Source organism: Companilactobacillus sp. FL22-3 (assembly GCF_054881455.1).
Window position 1 is genome coordinate 293,310 of the sequence record NZ_JBTYYZ010000001.1, and the last position, 13,015, is coordinate 306,324.

The 13,015-nt window shown below is 37.3% G+C and carries 13 protein-coding genes; 4 read left to right on the forward strand and 9 right to left on the reverse strand.

What is annotated here, in order from left to right:
* Positions 1 to 9: 9 nt before the first annotated feature.
* Positions 10 to 768: a YibE/F family protein gene (locus ACYT32_RS01380; RefSeq protein ID WP_395264147.1), complete on the reverse strand. Its 759-nt coding sequence runs from the start codon at positions 766 to 768 to the stop codon at positions 10 to 12.
* Positions 769 to 1,845, reverse strand: a complete 1,077-nt coding sequence (locus ACYT32_RS01385) for a YibE/F family protein (protein WP_395264148.1) — start codon at positions 1,843 to 1,845, stop codon at positions 769 to 771.
* A gap of 380 nt (positions 1,846 to 2,225) precedes the next feature.
* Between ACYT32_RS01385 and trpX the strand changes: the two genes are divergently transcribed.
* The 4 genes from trpX (at position 2,226) to ACYT32_RS01405 (ending at position 6,549) form a co-directional block, all read left to right on the forward strand.
* On the forward strand, positions 2,226 to 3,233 hold the full coding sequence (gene trpX, locus ACYT32_RS01390; RefSeq protein ID WP_395264149.1) for a tryptophan ABC transporter substrate-binding protein: 1,008 nt from the start codon (positions 2,226 to 2,228) through the stop codon (positions 3,231 to 3,233).
* The gene (locus ACYT32_RS01395; RefSeq protein ID WP_395264150.1) at positions 3,230 to 4,120 is read left to right on the forward strand and encodes an ABC transporter permease; all 891 of its coding nucleotides are present in this window, start codon (positions 3,230 to 3,232) and stop codon (positions 4,118 to 4,120) included. The genes trpX and ACYT32_RS01395 overlap by 4 nt, the downstream gene beginning before the upstream one ends.
* The gene (locus ACYT32_RS01400) at positions 4,117 to 4,866 is read left to right on the forward strand and encodes an ABC transporter ATP-binding protein (RefSeq protein ID WP_395264151.1); all 750 of its coding nucleotides are present in this window, start codon (positions 4,117 to 4,119) and stop codon (positions 4,864 to 4,866) included. Before ACYT32_RS01395 ends, ACYT32_RS01400 begins: the two co-directional genes overlap by 4 nt.
* A 183-nt stretch (positions 4,867 to 5,049) precedes the next feature.
* The gene (locus tag ACYT32_RS01405) at positions 5,050 to 6,549 is read left to right on the forward strand and encodes a peptide ABC transporter substrate-binding protein (protein ID WP_461793344.1); all 1,500 of its coding nucleotides are present in this window, start codon (positions 5,050 to 5,052) and stop codon (positions 6,547 to 6,549) included.
* Positions 6,550 to 6,609: 60 nt separating this feature from the next.
* Here the strand turns inward: ACYT32_RS01405 and ACYT32_RS01410 are convergent, their stop codons facing one another.
* From ACYT32_RS01410 to ACYT32_RS01440, 7 genes are all read right to left on the reverse strand, one after another.
* Complete coding sequence (locus ACYT32_RS01410; protein WP_395264153.1) at positions 6,610 to 7,728, reverse strand: SLAP domain-containing protein; 1,119 nt, start codon at positions 7,726 to 7,728, stop codon at positions 6,610 to 6,612.
* 80 nt (positions 7,729 to 7,808) lie between these two features.
* Positions 7,809 to 9,182 carry a DUF438 domain-containing protein gene (locus tag ACYT32_RS01415; protein WP_395264154.1) on the reverse strand — a complete coding sequence of 458 codons (1,374 nt, stop codon included), beginning with the start codon at positions 9,180 to 9,182 and terminating at the stop codon, positions 7,809 to 7,811.
* Positions 9,166 to 9,408: a DUF1858 domain-containing protein gene (locus ACYT32_RS01420; protein WP_395264155.1), complete on the reverse strand. Its 243-nt coding sequence runs from the start codon at positions 9,406 to 9,408 to the stop codon at positions 9,166 to 9,168. Before ACYT32_RS01420 ends, ACYT32_RS01415 begins: the two co-directional genes overlap by 17 nt.
* Complete coding sequence (locus ACYT32_RS01425) at positions 9,392 to 9,739, reverse strand: metal-sulfur cluster assembly factor (RefSeq protein ID WP_395264156.1); 348 nt, start codon at positions 9,737 to 9,739, stop codon at positions 9,392 to 9,394. The genes ACYT32_RS01420 and ACYT32_RS01425 overlap by 17 nt, the downstream gene beginning before the upstream one ends.
* Before the next feature lie 169 nt (positions 9,740 to 9,908).
* Positions 9,909 to 11,081, reverse strand: coding sequence for a GNAT family N-acetyltransferase (locus ACYT32_RS01430; protein ID WP_395264157.1), 1,173 nt, complete (start codon positions 11,079 to 11,081; stop codon positions 9,909 to 9,911).
* A 90-nt stretch (positions 11,082 to 11,171) separates the two neighbouring features.
* Positions 11,172 to 12,527 carry a family 4 glycosyl hydrolase gene (locus ACYT32_RS01435; protein ID WP_395264158.1) on the reverse strand — a complete coding sequence of 452 codons (1,356 nt, stop codon included), beginning with the start codon at positions 12,525 to 12,527 and terminating at the stop codon, positions 11,172 to 11,174.
* A 25-nt stretch (positions 12,528 to 12,552) separates the two neighbouring features.
* On the reverse strand, positions 12,553 to 13,005 hold the full coding sequence (locus ACYT32_RS01440) for a PTS sugar transporter subunit IIA (protein ID WP_395264159.1): 453 nt from the start codon (positions 13,003 to 13,005) through the stop codon (positions 12,553 to 12,555).
* Between the last annotated feature and the right edge of the window lie 10 nt (positions 13,006 to 13,015).

A 13,015-nucleotide genomic window follows, 5' to 3' on the forward strand; every position in this document is an offset into this window, starting at 1 on the left:
TTCACAAAATTATTTAGTGGTTTTTTTAGATTTGTTATTTGCTCTTCGATACACTAGATAAGCCGTTATCGGCACAGTCAAAATGACGCCAATGGTACAAATTAGAGTCGTTAAAACTTGAGCCACAACTAACTTATCATTTAAAATTTCGGTAAATTTATATCCTAATGAATGAATTACAAAGAATAGTGGAAAAGTTGAAGCAAAGAAATTAAATAGCAAGGTATTCGTCTGGGTATTCAATATCTTATTTCCGACTGAAAAGCCGTCATTAAATATCTCTGCTGGTGTTAAAGTAGGCTTATTCTCAACAATTTCATTTAGCCCACTGGTAATAGCCACGCTGGTTTCAGATATCACTCCTAAACTATTGATCACAATGATTGAAATTGCCAATTGTGGATAAGAAATTCCAGCGGCCAAAGAAAAGCCTTCGAGTTCATCTTGATTTTCCGCCGCCATTCCTTGAGCATTAGCCCAAAATTCTAAAGGAATCGTAATTAAAAGGATCACGATCATAATTAATAATGAGGTTTTAAAAGCAATACTTGCGGTATTGGGGTTGTCAACGTTCATATAAATTGCAACCACCAAAATAATTACCGCTATAACGATGGTCGTAATTACGGCATTGAAACCGTCGGCAATCAAAATTAATAGAGCAATGATTGAGAAGACATTAATTCCTAAACCAAACAGCAATGTCAGTCCACGAGTTCCGGTCACCATCAGCAGTAACACAACGAAAGTTAAAAATAGATATAACATTTATTTCACCCTCCTTGTTATTACTTTACTGACTATCAAGCTGGTCACCGGTACGGTCAAAATGATGCCAATCGCACTGATCAACAATTGCGTCAATCCTAGACCCAAAGTCATATCAAAGGTATAGCCAATTGAATTACCATTGCTCAAGTACAATAGAACAATATTCAAATTCTCAGCAATCACGATGAATAACAAAATATTGATCAGCGGTCCGATCAATTCACGGCCAATATTTATGCCGGATTTAAATAAAGTACTCTCACTTACATCAGACAATTCCTTTTTCATTTCAATCAATGATGAAGAAATATCCATGGTTTCATCCAAGATAACTCCCAAGACACTGAAGATAACCTGGGCAAAGAAAACTCCTTTATATGGTTGCAGTTCGAAATCGGTCAATTCAACATGCACTCCACTGTAGCCAGATAGATTCAAAATGAAGAGGCTTAACAATAATGCAGCGGTGGTTGCTATTACGGTACTGCTATATGCCATAGCCGCCTGATAAGTTGGTCCTAAGATAATCAAAAGTGCCGTTGCAGAAATCGATAACGCCGTTATAACGGTTAGAGGCATTAAAACACTATTGTGAGTCTTGATGATTGCTTGTAAAAATCCGTAAAAAATAACTACATTGATCAAGATACTGGCGAATAATTTTCGTCGATCAAATTTCATACAATAGAGTAAAAATATGACTAAACCTAAAGTAAAAACTAAACTGGTATCTCGTTTAAGGTTCTTGGGTGTATAAGTACGACCACTCTTAGATAAAATTACTTGTTGGCCCGTGGTAAATTTTGTATCGGTCAACTGAGAATTGTAATAGGTATTTTTAAACGAGATAGTTTTACCTTTACTTTTTGTATTCAAAAGCCGTCCGCTAACTTTTTGAGTAATTTGCGTGTCCGTATTTTTATATTCATCCGTCGAGGTAGACTTTCCTAACTTTTTAACATTTTCGACTTTCATGACGGGATCGTGATATAAAAAACTATCAAAGTAAGTTAATCCAGTAATGCAGGCGACGATAAATCCAACTAGCAACAGGACTTTCAATTTTTTTTGCATGTTATTTCCTCATACTTTTACAGTTAACTACATTATATGTTTTTTCAGAAAATATTTAATAATTTTCGCATTATAAATTTGTAGTTGACATTTCCTGAAGGTTGAAATATATTTGAGACATCAATTTGTTAGGAGAAATGGATTATGAAATCATTAAACTCTCTAAACATCGTGAATATTCGTTGGCAAAGCCGATAACTCAGATTGGTCCGAGATGGATTCAGTCTGAAGAGGATTGAATCCGTGTCGGCTTATTAAACTATGATAATTTCAAAGCCCGCATGGAAAAATTTTTCAAATTTAACCATGTGGGTATTTTATTCTATAAGGCAATCCCACATACTCTGGGATTGCCTTTTTAATTTGGGGGAAATATAACGATGAAACATACGAGAAGACTTTACGCAACACTAATTGCTTTGGCAATGTTTTTAATTTTTGCATACTTTTACACCGGCCGTTCTGATCGGCAAGCTCAAAACGCTATTCCAAAAGTTGGGGTCTTACAGTTAATGTCACACCCTGCTTTAGACCAGATCAACAAGGGGATCGATGATACTTTAAAGAAGAACGGTTATATCGATGGCAAGAACATCAAAATTGAATTTCAAAATGCTCAAGGGGATCAAAGTAATCTTCGAACGATCAGTAAGCAATTTGTCCAAGATAACGTCGATGTAGCAGTCGGAATTGCTACTCCATCAGTTCAATCATTAAAGAATGCCACATCTAAGATTCCTATCGTCATGGGAGCTGTTACCGATCCTGAAGGTGCTGGTATCATCAGTAACAACCAAAAGCCTGGTGGTAACATCACTGGTGTTTCTGATCAAGCACCATTAGAGGCTCAACTCAAATTGATGAAACAAGTCATCCCTAACCTAAAGACAATTGGGATCATTTACACATCAAGTGATGCTTCAGCCACTAGTCAGATGAAAAAAATGAAAACTTTAGCTAAGAAACAAGGCTTAACCGTCAAAGTTTCTAGCATCAATTCAGTTAATGATATTCAACAAGTCGGTACCGCTTTGGCCGAAGGTGTTCAAACTATCTACGTACCAACAGATAATACTGTAGCTTCTGGTATGAAGTTGCTATCATCAATCGCCGCCAAACAAAATATTGCTGTTTTTCCTGCTGCAACTACTATGGTTTCAGATGGCGGTCTGGCAACAGTTGGTTTGAGCCAATATGAATTAGGCGAAGAGACTGGCATGCACGTTGTCAGAATCTTAAAGCATCAAGAAAATCCTGCTACTACACCAGTTACTTTCATGAAAAAAGGTCATTTGATTTTGAATGAAAAAATGGCTAAACAACTCAACATTCAATTTCCAGACTCACTCACCAAAGAAGCTGAAAAGAAAGGACAGATCATCAAATGAATTTAATCGTATCTACTATAAGTCAGGGATTTATCTGGTCCATCATGGCTATCGGGCTCTTTATTACTTTTAGAATTTTGGACTTTCCAGATATGACCGTTGAAGGTAGCTTTCCTCTAGGAGCTGTGACTGCAGTCAGTCTCATTCAAAGTGGCCACTCAACACTCTATGCATTATTGATTGCCTTTATCTTCGGTAGTCTCGCTGGTTTTGCAACTGCCTTTTTATACGCAAAGTTAAATGTACCGATTCTATTGGCAGGAATCTTGACCATGACGGCGCTATACTCGATCAACCTACGTATTTTGGGAAAAGCTAATATGTCTTTGACCAAGTCAACTAACATCTTCAATCAATTTGGTCTCGACAAATTGCCAACCAACTTCAACGGCATCATTTTAGGTTTAATTATCATCGCATTGATTATTTTCTTGCTGATAATCTTCTTAAATACTGAAAAAGGTCAAGCGGTCATCGCCACAGGTGACAACGAGACGATGGCAGCTTCACTTGGTATCAACACCACTGTGATGAAGTTTATCGGTTTAATGGTCTCTAACGGTATCGTAGCTCTAACCGGGGGCTTGATTGCTCAACAAAATGGCTTTGCCGACGTAAACATGGGTATCGGCGTCATCGTTATCGGGTTGTCCGCCATTATTATCGGTGAAGTAATTTACCCAGACGTTCCACTTAGCGTGCGACTGATCAGTGTTGTCATTGGTAGTGTCGTTTACCGCTTGATCTTGATGGTCGTCTTACAATTAGGCTTCAATACAAACGATTTGAAACTAATTTCAGCAATTATCCTAGCTCTTTGCTTGGCTTTGCCAACTATTCGAGCTCAATTTTTAAAAACACTGAGAAATGGGGTTAAAACAAAATGAAACCATTATTGGAAATAAAAGATGCCGTCAAGACAATCTATAACGACGACGAAAATTTAAATATTTTGAATAATATCAATCTAACCATCAATCCCAAGGATTTCTTAGTTGTTTTAGGAACTAACGGTGCAGGTAAATCAACTTTACTAGACGCCATAACTGGTACAAACAAATTAACTTCTGGCCAAATTCTATTAAATGGTCAAGATATTACCAGCGAGAATCTTGCCAAAAGAAGCCGTCACATCAGTCGAGTTTATCAAGATCCTAAATCTGGTACCGCACCTCGAATGACAGTGGCAGAAAATCTCTTGTTAGCTAAAAGACGTGGCCTGGCTCGTCGATTAAAATTACGCAACTTAAAAAGTCATATGCCTGAATTTCAAGAATTAATTTCCAATCTACCAACCCTAGACAATCGCTTGAACACTTTCACCGAAAAGCTCTCTGGTGGTCAAAGACAGACCTTGAGTTTCTTGATGGCGATTATTCAACGGCCCGAATTATTGTTGTTAGATGAGCATACAGCAGCCTTAGATCCACAAACTAGCAAAGATTTGATGGAATTAACCAATCGGATAATTTTAGAAAAAGAATTAACTTGTATGATGATCACCCATGATTTGTCAGATGCAATGAAGTACGGCAACCGTTTGATTGTCCTAAAGAAAGGCGAAATCATTCTTGATTTGAATCAGACTGAAAAAAATAAGTTGACCGAAGCCGATCTACTACAATATTTCTAGCAATTTTTACGGGAAATAATTAATTTAAGGGGGATAAAGCCACTTATGAAAATTAAGAAACGATCTTTGTTAACATTGCTACCAATTTTACTATTTAAATTAATTCTCAGTGGTTGTGGATCCTCTGCATAAAAAGATAATAAAGACACATTATCAATTAGTTCCAGTGATATGATTGCCACTATGGATTCATCCCTAAATACCGATGTGATCGGTGCACAAAACATAACTAATACTATGGAGGGGCTTTATCGTTATAACGGTAAAGATTTACAGCCCGCCATCGCTACTAAAATTGTCAAACCGACTAATAATGGCAAAACTTATATCTTTCATTTGAGACATACAAATTGGTCTAATGGCGAACCAGTTACTGCCAATGATTTTGTCTACGCATGGCGCAGAACGGTTGATCCTAAGACTGGATCTCAATATGAATACATGTTTGACGGTGTAAGGAATGCCGACCAAGTAAGTAGTGGAAAGAAGCCTATTGATTCTTTGGGTATCAAAGCTTTGGACAAATACACTTTGGAAGTAGATTTGGATACTGCCATTCCTTATTTCAATACTTTAATGGCCACTTCCACTTTTTATCCTCAATATAAACCAGCTGTAGAAAAAGCTGGCAAACAGTATGGCTTAAAGAGTGCCGGTATGGTCTTTAATGGGCCTTTTAAGCTGGTCAACTGGACTGTTTCTAATAATAGCTGGACTGAAGTAAAAAATAATTCTTACTGGAATGCTAAAGCCGTTAAACTAAAAAAAGTTAAGTATTATGTCGTCAAAGACGCTAATACCGGACTTAACCTTTATGACACTAATAGAATCAACCGTCTCGAAAGTCTTAACGGCGACACTGCTCGTGAGGTATCAAACTATAAAGACTTTTCTGTGGATAAACAAGCTGGTAATTCGTTTATTGAACTCAATCAAAAGAAGTATAAATTCTTCCGAAATATTAAAATCAGACAAGCAATATCTATGGCCATCAATCGAAGTTTATTAACCAATAATGTCATTGGTAAAACTGGTGGAATTGAACACACGGTGGTACCCGTTGGCATGTCCTATAATTCCAAAACTAAAGTAGACTTTACCAAAGAAAAAGTTCTCCAAGCATCAAATAAATACACAGACTACGATCCAACCGAAGCTAAAAAACTTTGGAAAGAAGGTATCAAAGAAACTGGTCAGAAGAATTTAAACTTTACTCTTCTGGGGGATGATACCGACGGATCAAAAAAAGAAACTGAATATATTCAAGGTGAATTGGAGAAGAACTTGCCAGGATTGAAACTCACCTTGTCCAATGTACCTTTTAAAGCACATTTGGATAAAGCTTCAACCGGTCAATTTGACATTGATGTGACGGGCTGGTTCGCTAATTATCCTGATCCTGAAACATTCTTAGATATGTTTACAACGAAAAGTGCTCAAAATAATGGTAGATATTCTAATAAGAAGTTCGACGCTTTAATTGCCCAATCAAAGACAACTGATGCCAACAACGAACAAGCTCGATGGAATGATCTATTACAGGCTGACAAGATTTTAACTGATGATGAAGGAGCTATTCCGCTTTATCAGGTCTATCAAGCCAACTTAACTAGGTCTAACGTTAAAAATTACCGACTCACGCCAAACTTTAGTTACAATTTAGTTACGGTTTATAAAAATTAATTACTGACTTCATTTTGAGAAAAAAAAGACAATCCTTTCGAGGATTGTCTTTTAGTTTGATTATAAAATATCTGATGCTTTGACCCATTCGTTCGTAGCAACACGATAATACTTAACTCCTTTAAGAGTTTGCATCTTATCAGTTGCCCATGGTGAATTCTTGCCTAAGCCACGATTTTGAATTTCTTTTCCATTGATATCATAAAGAACTGTGTAGTCAACATTCTTAGTTGTTACAACACTTCTATCAGCAGTCTGTACATTAGAGTTCTCGTCAGTATTGTTATCATTCTCTTGAGAAATAACTGAAACATCGTCTGCTTGAACCCATTCTGTGGTAGCTACTTGATAATAAGCTTTACCATTTAGAACTAACTTATTAACTACTTTCCAATCAGAACCTGAACCCAATGCACGATTTGAAATCAATTTTCCATCGACCGTGTACAAAAAGGCTGTCTTATCGCCAACTCTAACTGTTCCTTTAAATGGTGTGATTCCCTCAGCATTCTTAGTTACGGTAACGAATTGTGTATTGCCATCGCTTTGAAGATTTAAATCATTATTGCTTACTGAATATCCAGCAGGTACTTGATCACTTGTCAAAGTAACCTTATCACCAACTTTGTCGCCAAAAATTTGAGTTCTGCCAACTTCAGTTTCATCAGCTGTCTTAAAAATAATCGTATTAGCAACTTGTTTGTTGACAGTAACGTTATATTCCTTACCTGATTCTAAGGTAATAGTCTTAGTAGCATCCTTTGGCCATGAACAACCTTCTGGTAAATCGGATAAGGTGTAAGCATTGCCATCACCGCCATTAACGGTAATTGTTTGAACTAATTTATCATTTTGGTCAACAAAGTTAACTTTGGAAGAAATCATTGGTGTTACAGGTACTCCAACTTTTGCTCCCTCTGCACCAAATACAACGTTAGAACCGTCAACTAAAGCATAGCCATCAGGTACAACTCCGATCTTAGCACCTTGTTTGCCAGTAACTGATTTAGTAGCTACCTCTGCACCAGATCTATCATAATAGGTTACGGTATTAGTTACATCAGTAGTTGCTTGGGTACTCTCAGTTGCAGCTTGAACTGTTGCGGGCGTGATGATGGTTCCAAATGCCATTCCAGAAACTAAAATTCCACTTAATAATAATGAAGCACTCTTTTTCAAAATAATCCCTCCGTAATTTCCTTAATCAATCTAATAGTAGTTTAGACGAACATACGTTTCAAGTTATTATCGAAAGATTCTTATAATTTCTTTTCACCTGTTAAACTGCGAATATGCGTGACATCTTGTGTAACTTCTAAACAACCTAAATAGGTGCCAGTTTCATCACGCAAAGCATAATAACGGATATATACAAAAATTTTTCCATGCAGATTCAACCAGAATTCGTTTTTATCTGACTTACCTTCATGAAAATCTTGCAAAATTTTCTCAACCTTATCCACACTCTTAGGCGGATGACAATTAACTACCGCTCGACCAATAACTGCCTTAGTTCGTGGAAAAACTCGATCAGCAGAATTTGAAAACCATTTAACATGATCTGTTGCATCCACAAAAGTCAAATCAACTGGCAGGATTTTGAACAACGCCGTCAATTCCTGCAAATTCATTGACCCACTGTCGAACTTCACATTAATGCCCTCCAAGGAAGGAAACTCCAGCGTGGTAGGCATCGTTTGTGAACGCTGACGAATCTTTTCATGGACTGGCATTTTCTTTTTCGAATGTTTTGGTTGAGTAGGTTCTGTCAAATTCTGTGATTCAGCTAAGTTTTTTGCCATCTGATTCAATTCCTGTGCGATATCAGAGGTTTTCTTACCTTTACTTTCCTCAATTTCTTGAGCAGTTGGTTTCCACGGTAATGGTTGGGAAATCAAAGTATACCCCAATTCTGGTTCCTCTTTTTCAATTTCATACCAATCATTGGGACTGGCGACCTCATCCAACATGGGAATCATGATTTCTTCTTCTTTAAAAATCATCTCTAAGACTTCTTTTGAGGCTTTTTCGATTGATTTTTCAATTGCGTATTTATCAGGCAAAGGATCAGCATTGACCATTTGGTTAGCTTCTTTGATCCAAGATCTGATTTCATCATCAACGCCCCACATGACTTTCGGTGGTGCCGTAATACCGTACTTATCCATCAAAGGAAAAATCAGATTTTCTTTACGGGTATAATGTTTATCGATTTTCATTAAATCTTTTAATGCGTTACGCATACGTTTTAAGTAACGCTCATTTTTCCCATCTTGTTGCCATTTCTTCAAACATGGTAACAATTCGTCGTTGATCAAGGAAGTTATCACCAAGTTCTCTAATTTCATCGTCGAGACTGGATGACCTGGTTTTTCAAAGGCGGGGGTGGATTTGTTATCGGTGATCGAACCTTTGAAGACCGCTGCATGAACGTTGCAAAGATTCTGAATCTCCATCGGATTAAGGCCATTGGCAATCAATTCCCGTTCTGCCGCAGTTATCTCTGAGACATCGACACTGGAAAAGGATTCATCAAACATCTTTTTGGCTTCATCAAAGTCGCCACCCTGGTGCAGAAAGTTCAAAATTTCAACTATCTTCTTTTGACGCTGAATACTATTTGTTTGGCTCATAATTTTTTAACGAATAACCTTTCTCCACGAATTTTGCGGCAATCTGATCCAATGGTATTCCTATTGCCCGAGAACCCTTTTTTAAATTAATAAATTTACCTACACTGCCTAACATTCCGGGAACTTTAATTTTGGTAAAGCCTAAATCGTACATGATTGAGACAAAATCAGGATATTGATCGGCCAGTTCTTTGATAGGAACCTCAAAATCAATTATTTTTTCCATTTAACCACTCCATCCCTTCAGGAATCCTCAAAGTTTTTCTCGCTTCTGGGCTCATTTGGGACAGATCCCATAGTGGGTACCAAACCAACTGTATTTCACAGCTTTCAACACCTGGGACAGATTCGACCGTTTCCTTAATGCCATCGTGTAACATATCGCTCAATGGACAACCCATAGTCGTCAAAGTCATCGTTATAACGGCATGATGCTGTTGCTCTATTTCAACTTCATAGATCAAACCCAGATCAACAATGTTGATTCCTAGTTCTGGATCGATAACTTGTTTTAAAGCGGAGCGTACTTGTGCTGCAAGAAGATCATTATTAGCCATAATTATATTCCTTAATAATCGTTTTCATGGCTATTATAACAAAATCCACCTGAAACGTATCCTAAGCATTTTAACGTATTAACGTAAAATATCCTCTGACTTCAAGAGTCAGAGGATATTTTTATCTTTAGGGCTTTGATGTGAATCTTGGCGATAAAACTATGTCGTATCAAAAACTATCTTTTAACTGTGATTTTTGATGAATGAACAGTTTGTCCAGAGCTTCGATTTTATCTTGATTACCTTGAACATTGCCCACCAAAAACGACTCTTTTAATGACTGATAACCAAACATCGCCTTAGTTAAGGTTTGAACGTCAACGATTACTTCGGGAATTTCAATATCTGATTTATCAATTCCTATTTGTCCATCTTTTACGACCAGCTTCCAAATGTGATTGTTCCATGACAAGAAATCATTAACTTCCAACTCAATTGTTTCCATATTATCGACTTGTAAAGGATATTGTTGAAGGAATCGTTTAAAATCAACAATTCTTGCCATCATTGAAGGTTTGATCATGACCTGAGCTTGGGATGGATCAGTTGTAAAATTATTGACTTTCAAATTGATATCGGTCGAATTGATAATAATATTTTTATAAACTGATCGGTGTTTATTTATAAAATGAATTAGGCCAATAAATGCATCCGGCGATTGATAATACATATCTCTCACCACGAAGTTCTCCGCTTCCAAAGCATATCGAACATAACCATTAACCTCGTTGAATTCATTATAGTAAACGGCTAATCGATCCTTGGGAAACATTATTGCAAGATTTTCCCACCACCAATTATCACGAATGATCGTTGCGGAATCGTTATGCTCAGCAAACAGTTCACCAATCAAATCCTGAGCCTCTGAATATTTAAAACGTTTTAAATGGCCCATAAAAGACTGCTTATACCTAATCAAATTGGTAAACAGCATCGTTATCTGTAAACCTTCAAACACCTGCTCATAACCAAATCGCCGATAATAGTCATACGAGAACGGTCCCAAATATGAAATCGGGATATTCTTTTGGTGCATGTCGGTAAAAGCCTGCTTCATTAACTTGTCGATACTGTTATTCTGAACATATTCTGGAGCGCTCATGACATTAGCTATACCCGCCATAGGTATATTCTTATCAAAGAAATTCACTTCAAAAGGGATACTAGTCACTGAGGCCTGTAACTCATCAGCCGTTTTGATCCCGTAAACACGTGAATTGGTAAAGACTCGTTTCAGAATTGCACGATAGGGATTGTCCTCAGGCAGATTAAACGAATATAAAAATAAATCACGATATTGATGAAAATCAGAGTCGTCAAGAAGATACTTTGATTTTGACAAGGTCATCACCACTTTCTCAAACTATTACTTACTCGTATTATACATGGTTAACGAAAAAAGCACCCCTTTTAAGGATGCTCATAATATCGGTTATTCTTTAACAGCTATTTCAGTTTTTTTCAATTCTGGCCAGTAATCTTTGTTAGCAATAATCATTTCATCGAGAACTTTTTTAGCTTTCTGGGCTGAATTGACAGTCTGGTTCAGGGTGAAGGCTTGAAGAGCCTTAGAATATGAATGTTCAAAGAAAGCATCAACTAGTAATTTTTCAGCTGCGTTTTGAGCTTCCATCAAGCCTTTATGGAAATCATTAATATGATGACGCATAGCAATTGGCTCCGCACCTAGACGTCCCACATAGGCTGGAACTTCAACCACGGCATCCTCACGTAAATTAGGAATTGCCCCAAAATTAGGAACGATCAACATAAAGCGACGATGTTCATCATTCAGAATCGAGGTAGCCATATCTACAATATATTGACCGTGTTCTCCAAAATCAAAATCGATGACATCTCCAGTTTCTCCCCGACGAATCAGTTCTGCAACTTCTTTAGTATGCTTTAGACGGCCATCCATGACTTGATTAGCCCGAGTGTAGTTAGGGTCAGCGTGTTCAACCACCTCATCAGAATAAAGATAGTACTCCAGATAATTATTGGCAATTTGATCTGGAAAGTTGGTCGAAATCTTGCTTAGCATGTCCCAAGCATCTTGCCATGAATTGTCACCAGAGTTGAAGGAAGCAACTTTCATGGGCTGTTCTTGTAACTTTTGAATCAATTCTGGCATTACATCTCGTTCTAACTTCTTATTATAAATCGAAGTGTACCAACCGAAGTGATTTAATCCATAATATTGAGGAATCCAATTCTCACGATCGTAACCATAATTTCTGGCAATGGTTTCTTCTAAAGAAATCGTCATATCACATGCATTGAGCATTTTCACGTGCGGATATACTCGACGAACTGCTTCGGAAATTAAAGTTTCCGGATTAGTATAGTTGAGTATCCAAGCTTGAGGTGAATATTTTTGTACAAAGCCTACGATTTCCAACAACCCACCGATTGAACGTAATCCGTAAGCAAATCCTCCTAACCCACACGTTTCTTGACCAACTAAGCCATATTTTAATGGTATCTTCTCGTCTTTTTCTCGCATTTCCATTCCACCAACACGAATTTGTGAGAAGACAAAGTCGACGTCTCTAAAGGCTTCTTCTGGATCACTAGTTTGCACAAGCGATACATCTGGTAGATTGTTATTTTGTAACATGTATCGAATGATCAAGAACATATCGTCGTTGCGTTCTTCATCAATATCGTAAAGAGTGATCGCTGAGATTGGAAAACGGTCAATATTATTTAATACTGCCATGATGATTCCGGGTGTATAAGTACTTCCACCGCCTGCAATTGTTATATGTAGATTTTCAGTTTTCATTTTATATACCTGCCCTCGATTTTGATTAAAATTTAAATGCAATATCGGAAATAGAACTAGTTGTACTTTCAGTGACTGTCCCGTTTTGAACGTCAGGTAAAACGACTATCACGGTACTATCCTTATTTTTCTCTGTTAACAGTTTTAGATTCATCCGGGCAATCTCTTGACCTTCGCTAACTAAGTCACCTTGATGAACCAAGAGATCAAATGGTTCTCCTTTTAGATCAACTGTATCTAGGCCCATGTGAACTAATACCATAACGCCGTTATTAGCTTTGATGGTAATAGCATGTAGCGTTGGAAAAACGCTCTCGATTTTTCCACTGATTGGAGCATGAATTCTCCCGTCATGATCTTTGATAGCAAAACCTGCTCCCATCATCTTAGCCGAGAAGACCTCATCGTTTACTTCTGATAAAGGAATGATTTGTCCATTAGCGACTGCTTTTAATACTTTCTTTTTTTGAAAAAACATATTTTTCTCC

Excerpts from the sequence above, each read along its gene's own strand:
- ACYT32_RS01380 (WP_395264147.1), bottom strand. The coding sequence starts at position 768 with ATGTTATATCTATTTTTAACTTTCGTTGTGTTACTGCTGATGGTGACC.
- ACYT32_RS01385 (WP_395264148.1), bottom strand. The coding sequence starts at position 1,845 with ATGCAAAAAAAATTGAAAGTCCTGTTGCTAGTTGGATTTATCGTCGCC.
- trpX (WP_395264149.1), top strand. The coding sequence starts at position 2,226 with ATGAAACATACGAGAAGACTTTACGCAACACTAATTGCTTTGGCAATG.
- ACYT32_RS01395 (WP_395264150.1), top strand. The coding sequence starts at position 3,230 with ATGAATTTAATCGTATCTACTATAAGTCAGGGATTTATCTGGTCCATC.
- ACYT32_RS01400 (WP_395264151.1), top strand. The coding sequence starts at position 4,117 with ATGAAACCATTATTGGAAATAAAAGATGCCGTCAAGACAATCTATAAC.
- ACYT32_RS01405 (WP_461793344.1), top strand. The coding sequence starts at position 5,050 with ATGGATTCATCCCTAAATACCGATGTGATCGGTGCACAAAACATAACT.
- ACYT32_RS01415 (WP_395264154.1), bottom strand. The coding sequence starts at position 9,182 with ATGAGCCAAACAAATAGTATTCAGCGTCAAAAGAAGATAGTTGAAATT.
- ACYT32_RS01420 (WP_395264155.1), bottom strand. The coding sequence starts at position 9,408 with ATGGAAAAAATAATTGATTTTGAGGTTCCTATCAAAGAACTGGCCGAT.
- ACYT32_RS01425 (WP_395264156.1), bottom strand. The coding sequence starts at position 9,739 with ATGGCTAATAATGATCTTCTTGCAGCACAAGTACGCTCCGCTTTAAAA.
- ACYT32_RS01435 (WP_395264158.1), bottom strand. The coding sequence starts at position 12,527 with ATGAAAACTGAAAATCTACATATAACAATTGCAGGCGGTGGAAGTACT.
- ACYT32_RS01440 (WP_395264159.1), bottom strand. The coding sequence starts at position 13,005 with ATGTTTTTTCAAAAAAAGAAAGTATTAAAAGCAGTCGCTAATGGACAA.